Here is a 17,317-nt window from a genome sequence, read left to right as displayed (position 1 = left end):
TCCGGGATTGTCGGGGCCCGGCGCTTGGTCGGGTTCCGGTGCCCGAACGGGCGACCGCGCCGTGGTCCTGGCGGCCGCCGACCCGGCTCAGCCCTATGGCGCGGCACTCCCCTGGCCGGCCGCCACGGGCGACACGAAACACCGCCCCGCCCGGAAAGCGGGCGCGCTCGCGGTCCTCGTCGACGGCCTCCCCGCCCTCTACGTCGAACGCGGCGGCCGTTCCCTGCTCAGCTTCACCGAGGACCGCGACACCCTGCGCGCCGCGGCGGCGGGCCTGTCCACGGCCGTGCGCGAGGGCTGGCTGGGCCAGCTGGCCGTCCAGCGCGCCGACGGCGAGCAGGCCCTCACCTCCGAACTCGCCGAAATCCTGCGGGAGGCCGGCTTCCGCGCGACCCCGAAGGGACTCCGATTGCGAGCCTGACCAGGTCAGGCGCCGGGTGGCCGGAAACCTGCCCGGCCAGATGGCTGCGGCTGCGGTTCGCGACCGTGACCTGGCCACAAGGGCGCACGGGGTTCGCAGCACGCGGGAATCGGCGGCTCCCAAGTCTGCGTCGGGGCGGGCGGGGGTACCGGGCCGCGACTGAGCGGCGCGAATCGCGGGCCTTGCCGGAGGAGTTCGAGCTGCGGGCTTGACCAGGGCGGCTGCCAGGTGGCCCGAAACCTCGCCCGATCAGGCAGCTTGCGGCCGCGGTTGGCGACCGTGACCCGGCCGCGAGAACGCACAGGGTTCGCAGCCGCGCGGAAGTCGGCGGCGCCCAAGACTGCGCTGAGACGGGCGAGGGCTCCGGGCCACGACTGAGCGGCGCGGATCGCCGACCCGCTCCGAAGGGACTCCGGCTGCGGGCTTGACCAGGCAACTGCCGGGGGTCGGGGTGGGCGGGGTGGTCACTAGACTGCGGCCGGACACTCGGCGGGAAAAGGACGTTCGATCATGGCGATGCGCGCTCTGCGCTACTTCGGGGACCCTGTGCTCAAGACGGTCTGCGATCCCGTGACGACCTTCGACAAGAAGGTCGAAGCGCTGGTCACGGATCTGCTCGACTCGGTGAAGCCGGACGGGCGCGCGGGGCTGGCGGCGCCGCAGATCGGGGTGGGGCTGAGGGTGTTCAGTTACGACGTGGGCGGGTTGACGGGGTATGTGATCAACCCCGAGATCGTCTCGTTGTCGCAGGAGTCGCACGAGATCGACGAGGGCTGCCTGTCCGTGCCGGAGCTGTGGTTTCCGACTGTGCGGGCCAAGCACGCCGTGGTCCGGGGCGTGGACCTGCGCAACGAGCCGATCAAGGTGGAGGGGGTCGACGTGCTGGCGCAGTGCCTGCAGCACGAGACCGACCACCTCGACGGCAAGCTCTACCTCGACCGGCTCACGCCCGAGCGCAAGAAGCAGGCGCTCAAGCAGGCGCGGGGCAAGGACTGGTTCTGGAATCGGTGAGCGATCGGCGCAGGCGTACCTGACGGCGGATGAAGCTTGAGGCAGCCGAACCCGCTCCTTCAGCATCGGGTACTCCATTTGGCGTATTGCCCATGCCAACAAATGGCGCCACACGCCACTCCTCCCACTACACCGAACGGGCGGTAGTCGAATACCCGTCGAGCACGTCTTCGCGACGAATTCCGGCAATTTCCACATCAGGCGCTACTCTCGACCATGCCGCAACTGAGCGCGGTTCGCGTGCTTTTCTCCGCCGACCCGCCGTTCAGAAATATCGACCGGGTTCGACTCGGCGTCACTCCTCTGAGGCAGCAGCGCAAGCAAGCGGACGGTTAACTCACGGCAAGAACCCGCTTTAAGCCGGACAATCCACCCGCGCGACTTGTTTCGTCCGAACCCCGTTGTCCCGCAGTTCACCCGGCCAGTGTTCGAGATTAATTTACCGTCCCTAAGTTCCTGACGCACGTTTCACGACGAAAGCAAAGGGACCATGGACACACCTCTGGCAGTCCGGGCTCGGGGAATCACCAAAAGTTTCGGCGAAGTCGTCGCTCTCGACGAAATCGATCTCGACGTCGCCCAGGGGCAGATCCACGGGGTGGCCGGGCCGAACGGCGCGGGCAAGACCACGCTGCTGGGTCTGCTGCTGGGCCTCGCCGTCGCGGATGAAGGCCGGCTGGAGATCCTCGACTCGCCCGTGGGGCGGACCCTCGACGCACCCGGTGGCGTCGCCGGGTTCGTCGACGGCCCCGGCCTCTACCCCTCGCTCACCGCGCGCAAGAACCTCGCCGCGCTGGCCGCCCTGCGCGGCGGTGACACCCGCGCCGCCGACATCGACGACGCGCTGGGCCAGGTCGGGCTCACCGACGTGGCCGACGACCGCGTGCGCGGCTTCTCGCTCGGCATGCGCCAGCGGCTCGGCCTCGCCGCCGCGCTGCTGACACGGCCGCGGCTGCTCGTGCTCGACGAGCCCAGCAACGGCCTCGACCCCGCCGGCAAGAAGCACGTGCACGGCGTACTCAAGCGCCTTGCCGCCGAAGGCGCCACGGTCGTGCTGTCCAGCCACCGCATGGACGACCTCGAAGCGCTGTGCTCGGAGGTCACGATCATCGCGACCGGCCGGGTGGTGTTCACCGGCCCGCTGGGCAAGCTCTCCTCGGAGAGCCAGGAGCTCGACTACCGGCTCGTGACGTCCGACCGCGAGACCGCGCGCAAGCTGGCGGCCGAGACCCCCGGCGTCCACCTCGGCGACAAGTCCGGACCCGACAGCGGCCTGCTCGTGGTGCGCGCGCTCGTGCCCGCCCTCGACGACCTCGTGGTGCGCCTCGTCAACGCGGGCGTGGCCCTGCGCGAGCTCGCGCCCGTGGTCTCGCCGCTGGAAGCCGCGTTCCTCGCCCTCACTGAATCCGAAGAGGCGCCCGAACCCGCGTCTCGCCAGCAGGAGTCCGACCGATGACCGCGACCCTCACCGAACCCGGAACGCCGGGCACACCGGAAACCCCAACCACGCGCGAAGCGCCCGCCTCGGTGGCCCGCGGCTACCGCTTCGAGCTCGTGAAGCTCATCTCGCAGTGGCGTGTGCGCCTGCTCGTGCTCGCGTGCTGGATCGCCCCGGCGCTGTTCGTCGCCGTGGTGAGCCAGCAGAGCGACCTGCCCGTGGACACGGTCTTCGGCCGCTGGATGAACGCCACGGGCTGGGCCGGTTCGCTCGTGATGCTCGGGTTCGCCGGCAGCTACGCGCTCCCGCTGCTGACGTCCGTGGTCGCCGGTGACGTGTTCGCGTCGGAGGACCGGCTGGGCACCTGGCGCCACCTGCTGGTGGCCGTGCGCTCGTACCGGCGGATCTTCGTGGCCAAGGTGCTGGCCAGCCTCACCGTGATCTTCGTGCTCGTGGCCGGCATGGCCGTGTCCAGCATCGTCGGCGGTGTGCTCGGCGCCGGCGACAACCAGCTCGTCGGCCTCGACGGCCACCTGCTCTCCCCCGGCGCCGCCGCCGGTCAAGTGCTGCTCGCGTGGGTGTGCGCGCTGGCCCCGACGCTCGCGCTGGCCGCGGTGGGCCTGCTCGGGTCCGTCGCGCTGGGCCGCTCGCCCATGGGCCTGCTGCTGCCCGCCGTCGTCGCGCTCGGGATGGCGGTCGCGCAGCTGCTGCCGCTGCCCGTGGCGCTGCGGCTCGCGCTGCCGACGTACTCGTTCATCGCGTGGGAAGGCCTCTTCACGAGCCCCACGCAGGCCGGGCCGCTGCTGGTCAGCATCCTCGTCTGTCTCGTGTGGACGGTCGTGGCCACCGCGCTCGCGTACCTGCTGTTCCTGCGCCGCGACTTCACCAACCTGAGCTACGACGGCTCGGCCCGCCGCACGATCACCGCCGGCGCGCTGCCGCTGGTCGGGCTGATCGTGGTCGCCTTCGCGATCATCGCCGTGGCCACGCCGTCACTGGGCTCCGGCGTGACGAAGGACAAGGTGGAGCAGTCGCTCTCGACGACGTTCGCGCACCTCTACCGCTTGCAGACCGACGAACTGCACCGCCCCGCCGTGACCGAAGCCCAGCTCAAGGTCACCTCCGACTGCCAGAAGGGCGGCGGCCTCGTCGCCCAGGAAGGCCCGGGCAACGACTGGCGCTGCGTCGTCTCTTGGCACCTCCCCGACGTCGACACGACTGGTCAGGCCATCTACCAGCTCGACGTCACCTCCGACGGGCGGTTCGTCGCCGACGGCGACGGACCGAAGGAAGTGAACGGCTACTTCCAGGTGCGGACCCCCACGGGGGACCAACCCAACCCGATGTGGCAGTTCGACGCCAGCGTCGAACTGCTGTCCTCCACCCCGAAGGGATGACCCCATGCAGGTAACACGCCGCCGCAGGCGTGGTGGGAGAGCCGGCTCCGGCTCTCCCGGTGCGGGCAGATCTCGCCAGATCCGCCTCGTCACCGCCGGAACCGCCACGCTCGCTCTGGTCGTGAGCGCCTCCGGTATCGGCTCCGCGTCGACGGAGCAGTTCGGCAAGCAGCACGTCGGTCAGAACACCAAGGACGGGATGGTCATCTCGAGTGACCAGTACCTCGCCCCGATCGGCGACCGGCTGGTCATCAACGACGGCAAGATCATGGCGTCGAAGATCAGCCCGGACGGCACGCACCTCGCCGCCATCACCACCGACGGCGACGCCGCGCTGACGATCGTGGACCTCAAGACCTACAAGGTCCAGCAGCTGATCGGCACGTCGGCGAAGGTGAACCTCAAGATCGCCGGCACCGACGTCGGCCAGGAAGGCCCGTCGTACTCCCCCGACGGCAAGTCCCTGTGGCTCGCCCAGACCGACGGCTACACCAAGTTCTCGGTGAATGCAGACGGCACGCTCGCCAACCCCGTCTCCGTCAAGATCCCCGCCGACGGACCCAAGCACGCCCTGGTCGCCCAGGCGGTGTTCTCGCCCGACGGCGCCGTCGTGTACGCCGCCGTGAACGGCCAGAACCGCGTGGTCGCCATCAACGCGTCGACCGGTGTCGTGCAGCAGAGCTGGAACACCGGCATCGCGCCGCGCGACCTCGTGCTGGTGGGCAAGAAGCTCTACGTGAGCAACGAGGGCGGCCGCATGCCGCTCCCGGGTGAGACCACGATCAACTCGTACAACACCCAGGTGCCGGCCAACCCGTTCACGGGTGCCTCCACCACCGGTACGGTCTCGGTGATCAACACCGCCAAGCCGGCCGCCGCCGTGGCCACCATCAACGTCGGGCTCCACCCGACCGCGGTGTACGCCAGTGGCAGCGCGGTGTTCGTCGCGAACACGTCCAGCAACACCGTGTCCGTGATCGACTCGGGCAAGGACAAGGTCACCCAGACCATCGCGACCCAGCCATGGCCCGAGGCCACGGTCGGGTACGAGCCCGACGGCATCGCGCTCACCAAGGACGGGCACCTGCTGGTGACGCTCGGCCGCGCGAACGCGATCGCCGTGTACAAGTACACCAGCCCGAAGGACCCGGCCAGCTACATCGGCCTGCTCCCCACGGACTACTTCCCGACCGCGATCGCCACGGTGGGCAAGGACATCGTCGTGTCCAACACCCGCGGCATCGACGCCCAGCGCCCGACCACGGCCGCCGGGCACGGCACGCACGACACGACGTCCAGCCTCACGCGCTTCCAGCTGCCTGACGACCGGACGATCAAGTCGTACACGCCGAAGGTGTTCAAGCAGAACGGCTGGACGAACAACGCCGTCCAGGTGGCGAACGGCAAGAAGAAGCAGGCCGTGCCGGTGCCGGCTCGCCTCGGCGACCCGTCGACCATCAAGCACGTGTTCCTGCTCGTCAAGGAGAACCGGACCTACGACCAGGTCTTCGGTGACCTCCCGCAGGGCAACGGCGACGCGGCGCTCGCGCAGTTCGGCGAGAACGTGACGCCGAACCAGCACGCGCTCGCGCAGCAGTTCGGGTTGTACGACAACACGTACGACATCGGCACGAACTCCGCCGAGGGCCACAACTGGCTCATGCAGGCCGATGACCCGGAGTACACCGAGTCCTCGGCCGGTGAGTACCTGCGCAGCTACGACACCGAGGACGACGTGCTGGGCCACCAGGCCTCCGGCACGCTGTGGTCGGGTGCCGAAGCGGCGGGCAACACCGTGCGCGACTTCGGCGAGTTCCAGCAGTTCCTGACCAAGCCGTCGGGCGCGTCGTGGCAGAACCTGTACTGCGACAGCAAGAACATGGCCAACACCGGTGAGCCGAGCGCCTACCCGCTCGTGTCGTCATCGCCGATCCCGTCGCTCAACGACGTGTCGGTGCACGGCTTCCCGAAGTTCGACACCTCCGTGCCGGACGTCTACCGGGAGCAGATCTGGAAGCAGGACTTCGAGAAGAACGGTCCCGCGAACCTGAACATGTTCTGGCTCTCCAGTGACCACACCGGTGGTCCGGCGAACGCCGCCGCGCAGGTCGCGGACAACGACCTCGCCGTGGGTGAGATCGTCGACGAGATCTCGCACAGCAAGTACTGGAAGGACTCCGCGATCTTCGTGGTCGAGGACGACTCCCAGGCCGGTCTGGACCACGTGGACGGGCACCGCGCGCCGGTGCAGGTCATCAGCCCGTACGCCCAGCACGGTGTCGTGGACAGCACGTACTACTCGCAGATCACGATGGTTCGCACGATCGAGCAGATCCTCGGGATCCAGCCGATGAACCAGAAGGACAGCGCGGCCACCCCGATGGCGAGTGCGTTCACGAACAAGCCGAACCTGACGCCGTTCAACGCGGTGGCGAACCGCACGTCGCTCACGGGCGGCCTCGCGACCCAGCCGTCGTGTGGTCCGGACGTGGTGGCTCCGCAGTTCGCCTCGGTCCAGCCCGACACCGCGGTGCCGGCGGACAAGCAGCAGGTGGCGAACCAGTGGGCGGCGTGGCAGAAGAACCAGCGGTTCACCGGTCCCAACGCCACGGCGGACTACGCGAACCCCGAGCAGATGAACCGCTTCACGTGGTACCAGGTGCACGGGTTCAAGACGCCGTACCCCGGTGAGAACAAGGTGTTCGCGCCGGACCAGGTGCCGGGTGCGTTCATCCCGTCGAACGACTCGGACGGCTGAGTTCCCGGCAGCCGAGTTGTGACAGCTGAAATGTGACAGCTGAGATGCGGACACGGGCCCCCGGTCGGCTTCACCGGCGACCGGGGGCTTCGTCCGCTCGGGCCGGGAATTTCGGCCTCGGTGGCCAGGGCCCGACCCCGCCGTCGGCGGCGGGGTGTTCGTCTTTCCGCGTTTGACAACCGCTGAAATTTCACCCGTTCGTTCCGGGACGACCCGCCGCTACTGTCGGGGACATGTCCGGCGCCGTGCTTCTCGCCGTCGACGAGAACGCGGGTGCGCTGCGTGACGTCGAGCGGGAATTGAGCGAGCGCTACGCACGCCACTACCGGATCGCGTGCCTTTCGTCGCCGCAGGAAGCCTTGGCGGTGCTCGCCGAGGAGGACGAAGTCGCCCTCGTGCTGGCCGGCCGGTCGTTTTCGGAGATGACGGGCGCCGAACTGCTGGCCCAGGCGCGGCGGCTGCACCCGCACGCGAAACGCGGGCTGCTGATCGCCTGGGGCGAATGGGGTGACCGGGCCACGGGCGAGGCGATCTTCGACGCGATCGCGCGCGGCCTCATCGACCACTACGTGCTGCGCCCGCTGGCCGCGCCGGACGAGGTCTTCCACCACGCGATCTCGAACCTGCTGCTCGAGTGGACCGAGCTGCGGCGCACGTCGCCCAACACGATCCACATCGTCGGCCAGTCGTGGTCCGGCCGGGCCTACGAGCTGCGCGAGGTGCTCGGCCGGTGCGCGATCCCGCACTCGTTCGCGCTTGCCGACTCGGTCGAGGGCCGCGCCCGCATCGCCGAGGCGGGGCCGGGTGAGCTGCCGATCGTCGTCTTCCCCGACGGCACGGTGCTGCGCAACCCGACCAACGCCGACATCGCCGTGGCCTCGGGCGCGCCCGTGAACCCGGAGCGCATGGAGTTCGACTTGGTGATCGTCGGTGCCGGGCCGGCCGGGCTGTCGGCGGCCATGTACGGCGCGTCGGAGGGGTTCAGCACGCTCGTCGTCGACGAAGGCGGTCTCGGCGGCCAGGCGACGTCCAGCTCGCTGATCCGCAACTACCTCGGCTTCCCCCGCGGCGTCAGCGGGCGGCGGCTGGCTCAGCAGGCGTACGACCAGGCGTGGGTGTTCGGGGCCAAGTTCGTGTTCATGCAGCGGGCGACCGACCTCTGCCGCGACGGCGAGCTGGCGCTCACGCTGTCCGACGGCGTGCGGGTGCGGTCGCGCGCGGTGCTGCTCACGCTGGGCGCCACCTACCACCGGCTGGGCGTGCCGGCGCTGGAAGCGCTGAGCGGCGCCGGCGTGTACTACGGCGGCCCGGCGTCCGAAGCGCCCGGTGTTGCCGGCCGCGAGGTCTACGTGGTCGGCGGCGGGAACTCGGCCGGGCAGGCCGCGTTGCACCTGGCGCGCTTCGCCGCCCAGGTGACGCTGGTGATCCGCGGCGAGTCGCTGGGTTCCGGCATGTCGCACTACCTCGCGCGGGAAATCGAGGCCACGCCCCGGCTTCGGGTGCTGGTGGCCACCGAGATCGCCGACGGCGGCGGCACCGGGTGGCTGGACCACCTCGTGCTGCGCGACCGCCTGACCGGCCGCACGGCCACCACGCCCGCCGACGCTCTGTTCGTCATGATCGGCGCGCACCCGCACACCGCGTGGCTGCCCCCGGAAATCCAGCGTGACGGCCGGGGTTTCATCCGGACCGGCCCGGATCTGACCGGTCCGTGGCCGCTCGACCGCGACCCGCTGCCGCTGGAAACGAGCCTGCCGGGCGTGTTCGCCGCGGGCGACGTGCGGCACGGCTCGGTGAAGCGGGTGGCTTCGGCGGTGGGTGAGGGTTCCGTGGCGATCCAGCTGCTGCACCGGATGTTCGCCGCCGAGGCGCTGCAGCCGCGGGGACGGCCGCAGGAACCCGCGGAGCCCGTCGGGCGGTGAACCGTCCACTGTGGAGTGTTTCGGGTGATGGACTCCGCGGTCAGACCGGGCTTCCCCGCGAGTGCGACTCCAGCATCGTGCGCAGGAACTCGCCGACGGTGACCGCGTCGGCCGGCGGGGTCTGCGCGGCGTTCGACGGGGTGATGGGGGCGAGCACGACGTCCGGGTTCGGGTTGAAGAAGAAGGCCAGGCTTTGGCGACGCGTGGCGGGAGAGCCGTTCGGGTGGGGGTTGCGGACGCGGTGCATCGGGGCGGGCCACCGGTCGCCGGTCCACCGGGTGAGCATGCTGCCGACGTTGAGGGCCAGCACGTTCGCCGGCACGGCGACGTCCTGCCACGTGCCGTCGGGCAGCTGGACCTGCAGGCCCGACGGTTCGTCGCCCGCGACCGCGAGGGCGGTGAGGCACGAGCGGTCCCGGTGGGCGCTCGCGCGGATGCGGTCGGAGGCCCAGGCGTCGTCGTCGAGTGCGGGGTAGTCGATGGCCACGAGGTAGCTCGCGCTGCGGTTCGTCCTGGCCTCGAAGTAGTCCTGGCCGACGCCCAACGGCACGGTCAGTGCGCGCAGCACGTGCTTGGCCAGCTGCTCCATCTCGTCGTAGCAGGTGCGCAGGGCGGCCACCAGTTCCTCGTGGTGCCGCGCCGCGTCGGTTGTTCCGGTCGAGGTGGCGGTGGCGCCGGGGCCGATGGCGAAGCGTTCCTTGAGGTCGGGCGGGGAGCTCGACGTCGTCGAGCCGCGCACCGTCTTCAGGCCCGAGTAGCCCAGGAACTCGCCGGGCGCGGGGGCGAACGACTCCTTGTCGGCCTTCGGCAGGTCGAAGAAGCCCCGCGCCGCGCGGAAGGCCCGCGACAGGGATTCCGGCGCCACGCCGTGGCCGGTGGCCAGCAGGAGGCCCAGCTCGGTGAACGCGGCGTCGACGTCGCCCGAGAGGCGCTCGCCGGCCCGCAGGTCCACTGTGGAAACCGCGGTCAGAGACCCAGCCATCGCACTTCCCCTTCTTTCTGCGCGCGCGGCCCGGGGAGGACCCGCGGATGTCCGATGGGGAGGATCCCCACGAGCGTGCGGTCGGCAACACCCACCGCGGCACTGATCTCGGCCGAGCACATGGTGGTGAGGCCCGTCCACGCGGTCCCCAGGCCTTCTGCGTACGCGCCGAGAAGTACGTTCTGGATCGCCGCGGACACGCTCGCAACGTCGTCTTCGCCGTCGACGAACTTGCCGGCGTAGGCGAGGATCAGCACCGGGGCCGAGCCGAAGCCGGCGTAGAAGTCCACGATCTCGTCCACCAGCGGGCGGTTGGCCGCGAACTCCTTCTCCACCAGGCGCCGCACGTCGTCCATCGCGGCGCGCACGATGTCCTGGATTTCTTTCCGCTTCGCCCCGCCCACGACGACGAAGGCGTGGGACCGGGCGTCCCCGGCCGACGGCGCCCAGAACCCCAGCTCGATCACGCGCTCCAGGACTTCCCGCGGCACCGGTTCCGAGGTGAACTTCCTGATCGTGCGTCTTCCGCGTACCGCTTCGGCGAGGTCCACCCGGTCACGCCCCGTCCGCGGGTAGGCCACGCCAGCGCGTGAAGAGCCCCTTCTCGATCCCGAACTGGTCGAGCGCCCGCTGCACGGTGTGGTTGACGATGTCGTCCACGGTCTTCGGGGCGTGGTACATCGACGGCACCGGCGGCATGATCACTCCTCCGGCGTCGGTCACGTCCAGCATCAGCCGCAGGTGCGTGCGGTTCAGCGGCGTTTCGCGGAACAGCAGAACCAGCTTTCGCCGTTCCTTCAGCTGAATGTCCGCGGCCCGGGCGAGGAGGTTGTCGTTGTACGCGTTGGCCACCGAAGAAAGTGTTTTGACCGAGCACGGCGCAATGATCATTCCGTCGACCAGGAATGATCCACTCGAGATCGCCGCACCCATGTCGCGAACGTCGTACACGGCGTCCGCGAGGGCCTTGACCGAATCGAGGGTGTATTCCGTCTCACACTCGATGTTCTTTCCGGCCCAGTCGCTGATCACCAGGTGTGTCTCGACGTCCTCGGCCGTGCGCAGCACCTCGAGCAGCCGCACTCCGTAAATCGCGCCCGAACTCCCGGACATGCCGATCACGATCTTCATTTTGTCGCATCATCCCTCGAAGCAGTGGAAGTCGAAATCGAGCGCCACAGTAGCTTCGGGGATCAGTTTTCGGAAAAGACCGCACGCGATTCGCGGCGGCGGCCTCCCGACAGTACCGAAAGTCGTGCACTTTCAGGGCGTGCGCGTGTACTCGTTGCCCTCGGGATCACTTGCTTCGGCCGAACCCTGTGGATCACCCGGCGAGGTGCGCAGCGCGGGGCGCAGGCGGTTGCGTCCGCGTACGGGGTCCGCCGAAAGCAGGAACTCGATCGCCGGCCCGCGCCGCGACGGGCTGCGCACGCGGGTGATCTCGGCCAGGGTCGACGTGACCGGCCACCCGATCAACGCCGACCAGAAGCCGGCGAGGCCGACGGGGTCGTGGGAGTCGACGACGAGAGCGGCGAGAGCGCCCGTGTCGGCGTACTCGGGGCGTGGCTCCAGGACGCAGAACTCGTTGTCCTGGGGGTCGGCGAGGACCACCCAGGGGACGTCGCCCTGCCCCACGTCCAGGAGACGCGCACCGAGCGTCAACGCGTGGGCCACCACCTCGCGCTGGTGGTCGAGGGTGCGACTGGCGAGGTCGAGGTGCAGCTTGTTCTTGTGCGTCTTGGCGGCCGTTTCGGGGACGAAGGCGAGTGCGAACTCGCAGCCGTCGGTGTCCGGGGGCCGTACCTCCGGGCCGTGCTGCTGCCAGCCGAGCAGCGCGGCCCAGAACCCGGCGAGGTCCAAGGGCCGCGCTGCCTCGACGACGAGGCCGGCGATCGAGCCGTCGGCGGTCCGGGGTGTACTCATGAGCCCGACGGTAGCGGCGACCACCGACAAGAACCGAGGAAGCTTCCCCACTTTTCGGTTCTAGCGGGTGGCCAGCCGCAGGAGGGCCCAGAGCTGGGCCGCGAGGTCGTGGCTGCCGGAGGAGACGACGGAACTCGGGGCGGCCCGGCCCCACAACCAGAGGTAGACGTTGGCCGGCTCGCCGCTCACCACTTCGTCGGCCGACTCCGCCTCCTCGGGCGAGCAGCGCCACGCGGCCATGGTTTCGGGGCCCGCGCGGGCGATCCAGCTGTGGCCGCCCGTGCGGATGCCGACGGTGCCGTGGCGGGTGCCGGCGAGGCCGAGCAGGGCGAGCTTGTGGCCGAAGTACAGGGTGAGCACCTCGTCGACGCCGTCGGTGGCGAGGTCGGCGGGCACGGTCGGGTGTGCGGTCCCCGCGGCCCGCTCGGCGTCGACGCGGTGGACCAGGGTTTCGTGGAGCGTGCGGCGGCGCCAGAAGCCGTACGTGGGGTCCGCGGGCCACCAGGTGGCGGCGCGCTCGCCCGGGTCGTGGGCGGCCAGCTCGGCGATCACGGCGTCGCGGCCCACGGCGTAGTAGTCGGCGACCGGTTCGTCCTGGTGCGGGATGCGCTGCCACTGCGTGGGCTTGCGGCCCTCCCGCAGCCAGCCGAGCGTGAGGCGGTGAACGCTGCCGACGTGGCGCAGCAGCTCCCCCAGCGTCCAGCCCGGGGCGGTGGGCACCGGCGCCTCGGCCGACGCCGTGTGCGCCACCTCCCCCAGCACGCGCGCTTCGACTTCCAGCGCTTCGAGCAACCGGCCGTGGTCGACCGGGCCCAGCTCACGCGACATGGGCTTCGCCGGAAATGGGCAGGCCGTGAACGACGCGGCGAACCAGCTCGAGGAACAGACCGGTGGCGCGCATCAGGCCCGCGGCCGACTCGGCCGTGACCTTGCCCGTGATGCCGGCCTCGGCAGCCGCGCGCGTGGCCGAGTTGGCCGCGAAGAAGGCAGACCACTCCTTCAGCTCCGGCGCCACGGCGTCGAGCAGCACCCAGCCGCTGGCCGGGCGGCCCCGGCCCCGGCGCGGCCGCCCGCGCACGGCGAGCACCGCCCCCGCGCCGCGCAGGGCCGCGAGGTAGGCGCCGATGAACCGCTCGGCGGGATCACGTTCGTTTTCGGCGTCGGCCAGGCCGCGCTTGGCCTGGGCGAGCAGGGTGGCCGCCGCCGGGGGTGCCGGCGGACGCAGCGACAGGGGCAGCTGCGGCTGCCCGGGATCCGCAGGGGACACGACCGAGACGGACATGACGACCCTCCTCCTGCTGCTCGGGTGAGTCCCGGCAGGTGCCCGGCCGCAGGAGCGCTTCCCCCGCCCCTGCCTGACAACTGCCTGACAACTGCCGGGCACCTGCCGGTGAACACTCACCGGATGTCGAACGTCTGTTCGAACGATTTCCAGAGTAACCCCCGGTGCCGGGTTCTCTCAACCCCGCCGGTGGAATCCGGGGACGTGGTGCGGGACACGGTGCCGCCGGCGTGGTTGCATAACCGCATGAGCTCCCTCGACCATCCCGCCGTCGCCAAGGTCACAGCCGCGTTGAGCGAGGCCGGCCAGCGCTCCGCCGCCGAGGGCGTGCGCGTGCTGCCGGCCGAGGTCCGCACCGCGGCCCAGGCCGCCGAAGCGCTCGGGGTCGAGGTCGGCGCGATCGCCAACAGCCTGGTGTTCCGCGCCCGCACCACCGGCGGCGAGGAGACGGCCCTGCTCGCCCTGACGTCAGGCGCCCACCGCGCCGACCCGGAGCTGCTGGCGGCGCTGGCCGGCCTCACCGAGGTGGGCAAGGCCGACGCCGACTTCGTGCGCGAGCACACCGGGCAGCCCATCGGCGGCGTCGCCCCGGTCGGGCACCCGCGGCGGCTGGTCACACTCGTGGACACGGCCCTGCGCCAGTACGACGAGGTGTGGGCCGCGGCCGGGCACCCGAAGTCGGTGTTCCCGACGACGTTCGCCGGGCTCGTCGAGCTGACCGGGGGCACCCCGGGCGCGCTCGCGGCGGGAGTGGAGGATGGACAGCCGTGACCGCCATGTCCTCCGGGTGTTCCCGATACGTGCAGTTGTCCGCGGACGAGTTCCGCACGCGCCTGCCGGAAGCGCTGGCCATCTACGTGAAGGCCATGCGCTACCCCGAGGGCACGGCCGAGCAGCGCGCGCCGATGTGGCTCACGCACGCGTTGCGCGAAGGCTGGCGCTGCATGGCCGCCCTCGACGCCGACGACGTGCTGCTCGGGCTCGCCTACGGGTACAAGGGCCGCGCCGGGCAGTGGTGGCACGAGCAGGTGCGCCACGGGCTCACCCGCCGCTCCGGCCCGCAGGAGGCCGAGCGGTGGATGACCGACTACTTCGAGCTCACCGAGATCCACGTGCGCCCGGAGAACCAGGGCAAGCAGATCGGCGAGGACCTGCTGCGCCGCCTGCTCGACGGGGTGCCCAACGCCAACGTCCTGCTGTCCACCCCCGAGGGCACGAGCCGCGCGTGGAAGCTCTACCGGCGCACCGGCTTCGTCGACGTGCTGCGCGACTACCGGTTCACGGGCGACCCGCGTCCGTTCGCGATCCTCGGCCGCTCGCTGCCGCTGGACTCCGGGCGCCAGTAGCCGATCGCGAGGGCCGCGGTCAGCAGGCCCGCGCCGCACCAGGCTTGCGGGCTCAGGTGCTCATGGAGGAACGCGACGGACAGGATCGTCGCCGTGAGCGGCTCCAGCAGCGCCGACAGCGCGCCGAGCACGGGGTGGGCGGTGGTGAGGCCCTTGAAGTAGGCCGCGTACGCCAGCGCGGTCGGGACGACGCCGAAGTAGACCGCGACGAGCAGGACCTGTGGTTGCGCGGGCAGCGCCATGCCCAAGGTGAGGGCGATCGGGGTGAGCAGGAGACCGCCGGTGAGGCAGCCGTACGCGGTGGTGGCGAGGGGGTCGTCGACCGGGCGGGTGGTGAGGACCGCGAAGCCCGCGGCCGCCGCGAGGGCGAGCAGCAGCCCGGCTTTCGACGTTTCGGCGTGCGCCGTCCACGACAGCAGCACCAGGCCGGCCAGGGAGCCGGCGACCGACAACAGGGTCCGGGACCGCGGTGCCCGGCGCCTGCGGACCGCCGTGGCGACGGTGAGCATCACGGGCGCGGCGCCGATGGTGGTCATGGTCGCCGTGGCTACGGACCCGAGCGCGACGGCGGCGAGGTAGGTGGTTTGGAAGAACGCGAAGAGGGCGCCGACGACGAGGATGTTCTTTCGTGCTTCGCGGCTTCGCGGGATGCCTTTGCCGGATATCGCGATCGCCGCCGCACCTCCCAGCAGGAGCCGGTAGGTGGCGACGGCGAGGGGATGCAGGCCGGCCAGGTGACCGAGCAGGGAGCCGGCCAATCCGCCACTCCCCCACAGCACACCGGCGACCACGAGCGCGGCTGAGCCGCGGGCGCGTTCGGACAGGACAAGAGACATGGAAAACGCTCCAGCGTCGAAGGATTTCGGACGACGACGACGCGGGGCGGTTTCGTTCTGCAGCTCGTGCTTTGTGCAGCACAGATCAGCCGCGGGCCTCTAGACGGCCCACGCGGCGGAGACCACCCCGCTCAGAGCGCGGGCGGTGGGGTGACGAGGAAGATCCGGTGCACGAACGGGAGTCTAGGGGTTGGTGGGGTGGCGAGCCACGGATTTGGACAGCGAAGCCCTCCACAGCCTCGAAAAGACCGTGGAGGGCTCCGGCAAAACCAACCTCACCCCAGCAAAGCCAACTGCGCCCTCAACGTGTCCAACCCCATCCCACCCATCTCCAACGCCCGAGTGTGAAACTCCTTGATGTCAAAAGAAGCCCCCATCCTCTGCCGAGCGTCATCACGAGCGGAGAGCCACAACCGTTCGCCGAGTTTGTACGCGGGGGCCTGGCCCGGCCAGCCGAGGTAGCGGTCGATCTCGTCGCGGACGTGGGCCTGGTCGGTGATCGTGCGGGTGAGCATGAACTCCAGGCCGAGCTCCGGAGTCCAGCGAGAACCCTCGTGGAAGCCCGTGCCGCGGGGGATCTCGAGTTCCAGGTGCATGCCGAGGTCGACCACGACGCGCGCGGCGCGGAAGAGCTGTTCCGAGAGCATGCCCAGGAGGTTGCCGTCGTCGGACAAGTAGCCGAGTTCCTGCATGAGTCGCTCGGAGTACAGGGCCCAGCCTTCGCCGTGGGCGGAGATGAAGGTCATGAGGCGCTGGTACTTGTTCAGCGACGCGGCCTGGTTCACGGCCGTCGCGATCTGGAGGTGGTGGCCCGGGGCGCCCTCGTGGTACACAGTGGACACTTCGCGCCAGGTGGTGAACTCCTCCTTGTCCGCGGGCAGCGACCACCACATGCGGCCGGGGCGGGTGAAGTCCTCGCTCGGGCCCGTGTAGTAGGCGCCGACGCCGCCGCCGGGTGGGGCGATGCGGCACTCGAGGGCCATGAGGCGATCGGGGATGTCGAAGTGCTTGCCGCGCAACGATTGCAGGGCATCGTCCGAAAGGGACTGCATCCAGGCTTCGAACTGCGGACGGCCGTGGACGCGGTAGCGCGGGTCGGCGTCGAGCACGGCGGCGGCCTCGGCGACCGACGCGCCGGGGCGGATCCGTGAAGCCACCGCGCGCATCTCGGCCTCGATCCGGGCGAACTCGTGCCAGCCCCACTCGTACGCCTCGCGCAGGTCGAGCTCCGCGCCGATGAAGTAGCGCGACCACAGCCGGTAGACGTCCTCGCCCACGGCGTCCTTGGCCGGCGCCTTCGGTGCGAGCTCGGCGCGCAGGAAGCCGGCGAACTCGGCGAACGCTTCGTCGGCCGCGCGGGCGCCGGCCTGCAGGTCGCCGGACAGAGCAGCACTGACCGAAGAGCCCGCATTGCCCACGAGCCCGCTGAAGAAACTGGGGCCTTCGCCGAGGCCGGCGTAGGTCTCGCACTGCTCGGCGACCTTCGCCACCTGCCGCAACGCCGACACGCGCCCCGCGTCGGCCGCGGTCAGCAGCGACGCGCGCATCCCCGCGAGCGCCTCGGGCACCCCGCGCAGGCGAGCCGCGATGTCGGCCCACTGCTCGGGCGTGTCCAGGGGCATCAGGTCGAACACCATGCGCAGGTCCTGCACGGGGCTCGCGATCACGTTCAGCGCCGCGACGTCGAGGCCCGCGTCGTGGATCTCCACGTCGAGGCCCACGCGCTCGGTGAACACCGCCTTCGCGACCCGCTCCCCCGCGTCGGCGGGCTCGGTCGCGGTGACGTCGGCCAGGGCCTTCGCCGCGAGCGCCGCACGGGCCGCGTGGCCGGTGGGCGAGTAGTCGGTGAGCTGGTCGTCGTATCCCGCGACGCCGAGCATGGTGGCGGCGACCGGGTCCACGGCCGCGTAATCGTCGACGTACCGGTCGGAAATCCCGTGCACGCTGTGTTCGCTGAAAGCCATGGGCCGAACCGTACCGGCCCGGCCACCCGCGCGGTAC

The 17,317-nt window shown here is 70.6% G+C and carries 15 protein-coding genes and 1 pseudogene; 8 read left to right on the top strand and 8 right to left on the bottom strand.

Annotated features, from left to right (window positions below; genetic code table 11):
• Positions 1-52: 52 nt before the first annotated feature.
• The 6 genes and pseudogenes from ACWEOE_RS12435 to ACWEOE_RS12410 form a co-directional block, all read left to right on the top strand.
• Positions 53-421, top strand: a pseudogene (locus tag ACWEOE_RS12435) (hypothetical protein); the annotation flags it as partial.
• 510 nt (positions 422-931) lie between these two features.
• Positions 932-1,432 (top strand): peptide deformylase, encoded by a 501-nt coding sequence (gene def / locus ACWEOE_RS12430; protein WP_452007542.1) that lies wholly within the window; start codon positions 932-934, stop codon positions 1,430-1,432.
• A 490-nt stretch (positions 1,433-1,922) separates the two neighbouring features.
• Positions 1,923-2,888, top strand: coding sequence for an ABC transporter ATP-binding protein (locus ACWEOE_RS12425; protein ID WP_452007540.1), 966 nt, complete (start codon positions 1,923-1,925; stop codon positions 2,886-2,888).
• On the top strand, positions 2,885-4,267 hold the full coding sequence (locus ACWEOE_RS12420; RefSeq protein WP_452007538.1) for an ABC transporter permease: 1,383 nt from the start codon (positions 2,885-2,887) through the stop codon (positions 4,265-4,267). The genes ACWEOE_RS12425 and ACWEOE_RS12420 overlap by 4 nt, the downstream gene beginning before the upstream one ends.
• 4 nt (positions 4,268-4,271) lie before the next feature.
• Positions 4,272-7,025 (top strand): alkaline phosphatase family protein, encoded by a 2,754-nt coding sequence (locus ACWEOE_RS12415; RefSeq protein WP_452007536.1) that lies wholly within the window; start codon positions 4,272-4,274, stop codon positions 7,023-7,025.
• 233 nt (positions 7,026-7,258) lie between these two features.
• Positions 7,259-8,947 (top strand): FAD-dependent oxidoreductase, encoded by a 1,689-nt coding sequence (locus ACWEOE_RS12410; protein ID WP_452007534.1) that lies wholly within the window; start codon positions 7,259-7,261, stop codon positions 8,945-8,947.
• A 40-nt stretch (positions 8,948-8,987) separates the two neighbouring features.
• Here the strand turns inward: ACWEOE_RS12410 and ACWEOE_RS12405 are convergent, their stop codons facing one another.
• The 6 genes from ACWEOE_RS12405 to ACWEOE_RS12380 form a co-directional block, all read right to left on the bottom strand.
• The gene (locus ACWEOE_RS12405) at positions 8,988-9,929 is read right to left on the bottom strand and encodes a 2-oxoglutarate and iron-dependent oxygenase domain-containing protein (RefSeq protein WP_452007532.1); all 942 of its coding nucleotides are present in this window, start codon (positions 9,927-9,929) and stop codon (positions 8,988-8,990) included.
• On the bottom strand, positions 9,914-10,510 hold the full coding sequence (locus ACWEOE_RS12400) for a nitroreductase family protein (RefSeq protein WP_452007530.1): 597 nt from the start codon (positions 10,508-10,510) through the stop codon (positions 9,914-9,916). Before ACWEOE_RS12400 ends, ACWEOE_RS12405 begins: the two co-directional genes overlap by 16 nt.
• Positions 10,485-11,060, bottom strand: a complete 576-nt coding sequence (locus ACWEOE_RS12395; protein WP_452007529.1) for a UbiX family flavin prenyltransferase — start codon at positions 11,058-11,060, stop codon at positions 10,485-10,487. Before ACWEOE_RS12395 ends, ACWEOE_RS12400 begins: the two co-directional genes overlap by 26 nt.
• 132 nt (positions 11,061-11,192) lie before the next feature.
• Positions 11,193-11,852, bottom strand: a complete 660-nt coding sequence (locus ACWEOE_RS12390; protein ID WP_452007527.1) for a VOC family protein — start codon at positions 11,850-11,852, stop codon at positions 11,193-11,195.
• A 60-nt stretch (positions 11,853-11,912) separates the two neighbouring features.
• Positions 11,913-12,680, bottom strand: a complete 768-nt coding sequence (locus tag ACWEOE_RS12385) for a maleylpyruvate isomerase family mycothiol-dependent enzyme (protein WP_452007525.1) — start codon at positions 12,678-12,680, stop codon at positions 11,913-11,915.
• On the bottom strand, positions 12,670-13,134 hold the full coding sequence (locus ACWEOE_RS12380) for an SAV_6107 family HEPN domain-containing protein (RefSeq protein ID WP_452007523.1): 465 nt from the start codon (positions 13,132-13,134) through the stop codon (positions 12,670-12,672). Before ACWEOE_RS12380 ends, ACWEOE_RS12385 begins: the two co-directional genes overlap by 11 nt.
• A 246-nt stretch (positions 13,135-13,380) precedes the next feature.
• On the opposite strand from ACWEOE_RS12380, the gene ACWEOE_RS12375 reads away from it, so the two are divergent.
• Together ACWEOE_RS12375 and ACWEOE_RS12370 are read left to right on the top strand one after the other, a co-directional pair.
• On the top strand, positions 13,381-13,905 hold the full coding sequence (locus ACWEOE_RS12375) for a YbaK/EbsC family protein (RefSeq protein ID WP_452007521.1): 525 nt from the start codon (positions 13,381-13,383) through the stop codon (positions 13,903-13,905).
• Entirely contained in the window at positions 13,902-14,480 is a 579-nt protein-coding gene (locus ACWEOE_RS12370) for a GNAT family N-acetyltransferase (protein ID WP_452007519.1), read from the top strand. Before ACWEOE_RS12375 ends, ACWEOE_RS12370 begins: the two co-directional genes overlap by 4 nt.
• On the opposite strand, the gene ACWEOE_RS12365 is transcribed toward ACWEOE_RS12370, so the two are convergent.
• A complete protein-coding gene (locus ACWEOE_RS12365; RefSeq protein ID WP_452007517.1) occupies positions 14,405-15,316 on the bottom strand; it encodes a DMT family transporter in 912 nt (303 codons plus the stop codon). The genes ACWEOE_RS12370 and ACWEOE_RS12365 overlap by 76 nt on opposite strands.
• Before the next feature lie 275 nt (positions 15,317-15,591).
• Positions 15,592-17,280: a DUF885 domain-containing protein gene (locus ACWEOE_RS12360; RefSeq protein WP_452007515.1), complete on the bottom strand. Its 1,689-nt coding sequence runs from the start codon at positions 17,278-17,280 to the stop codon at positions 15,592-15,594.
• Positions 17,281-17,317 lie beyond the last annotated feature (37 nt).

Source organism: Amycolatopsis sp. NPDC004368 (genome assembly GCF_053602515.1).
Note: the sequence above shows the minus strand (reverse complement) of the source record. Positions and strands in the feature narration are given on the sequence as shown.

Coding starts and splice junctions, on each gene's coding strand:
- def (WP_452007542.1), top strand. CDS start 932: ATGGCGATGCGCGCTCTGCGCTACTTCGGGGACCCTGTGCTCAAGACG.
- ACWEOE_RS12425 (WP_452007540.1), top strand. CDS start 1,923: ATGGACACACCTCTGGCAGTCCGGGCTCGGGGAATCACCAAAAGTTTC.
- ACWEOE_RS12420 (WP_452007538.1), top strand. CDS start 2,885: ATGACCGCGACCCTCACCGAACCCGGAACGCCGGGCACACCGGAAACC.
- ACWEOE_RS12415 (WP_452007536.1), top strand. CDS start 4,272: ATGCAGGTAACACGCCGCCGCAGGCGTGGTGGGAGAGCCGGCTCCGGC.
- ACWEOE_RS12410 (WP_452007534.1), top strand. CDS start 7,259: ATGTCCGGCGCCGTGCTTCTCGCCGTCGACGAGAACGCGGGTGCGCTG.
- ACWEOE_RS12405 (WP_452007532.1), bottom strand. CDS start 9,929: ATGGCTGGGTCTCTGACCGCGGTTTCCACAGTGGACCTGCGGGCCGGC.
- ACWEOE_RS12395 (WP_452007529.1), bottom strand. CDS start 11,060: ATGAAGATCGTGATCGGCATGTCCGGGAGTTCGGGCGCGATTTACGGA.
- ACWEOE_RS12390 (WP_452007527.1), bottom strand. CDS start 11,852: ATGAGTACACCCCGGACCGCCGACGGCTCGATCGCCGGCCTCGTCGTC.
- ACWEOE_RS12385 (WP_452007525.1), bottom strand. CDS start 12,680: ATGTCGCGTGAGCTGGGCCCGGTCGACCACGGCCGGTTGCTCGAAGCG.
- ACWEOE_RS12380 (WP_452007523.1), bottom strand. CDS start 13,134: ATGTCCGTCTCGGTCGTGTCCCCTGCGGATCCCGGGCAGCCGCAGCTG.
- ACWEOE_RS12375 (WP_452007521.1), top strand. CDS start 13,381: ATGAGCTCCCTCGACCATCCCGCCGTCGCCAAGGTCACAGCCGCGTTG.
- ACWEOE_RS12365 (WP_452007517.1), bottom strand. CDS start 15,316: ATGTCTCTTGTCCTGTCCGAACGCGCCCGCGGCTCAGCCGCGCTCGTG.
- ACWEOE_RS12360 (WP_452007515.1), bottom strand. CDS start 17,280: ATGGCTTTCAGCGAACACAGCGTGCACGGGATTTCCGACCGGTACGTC.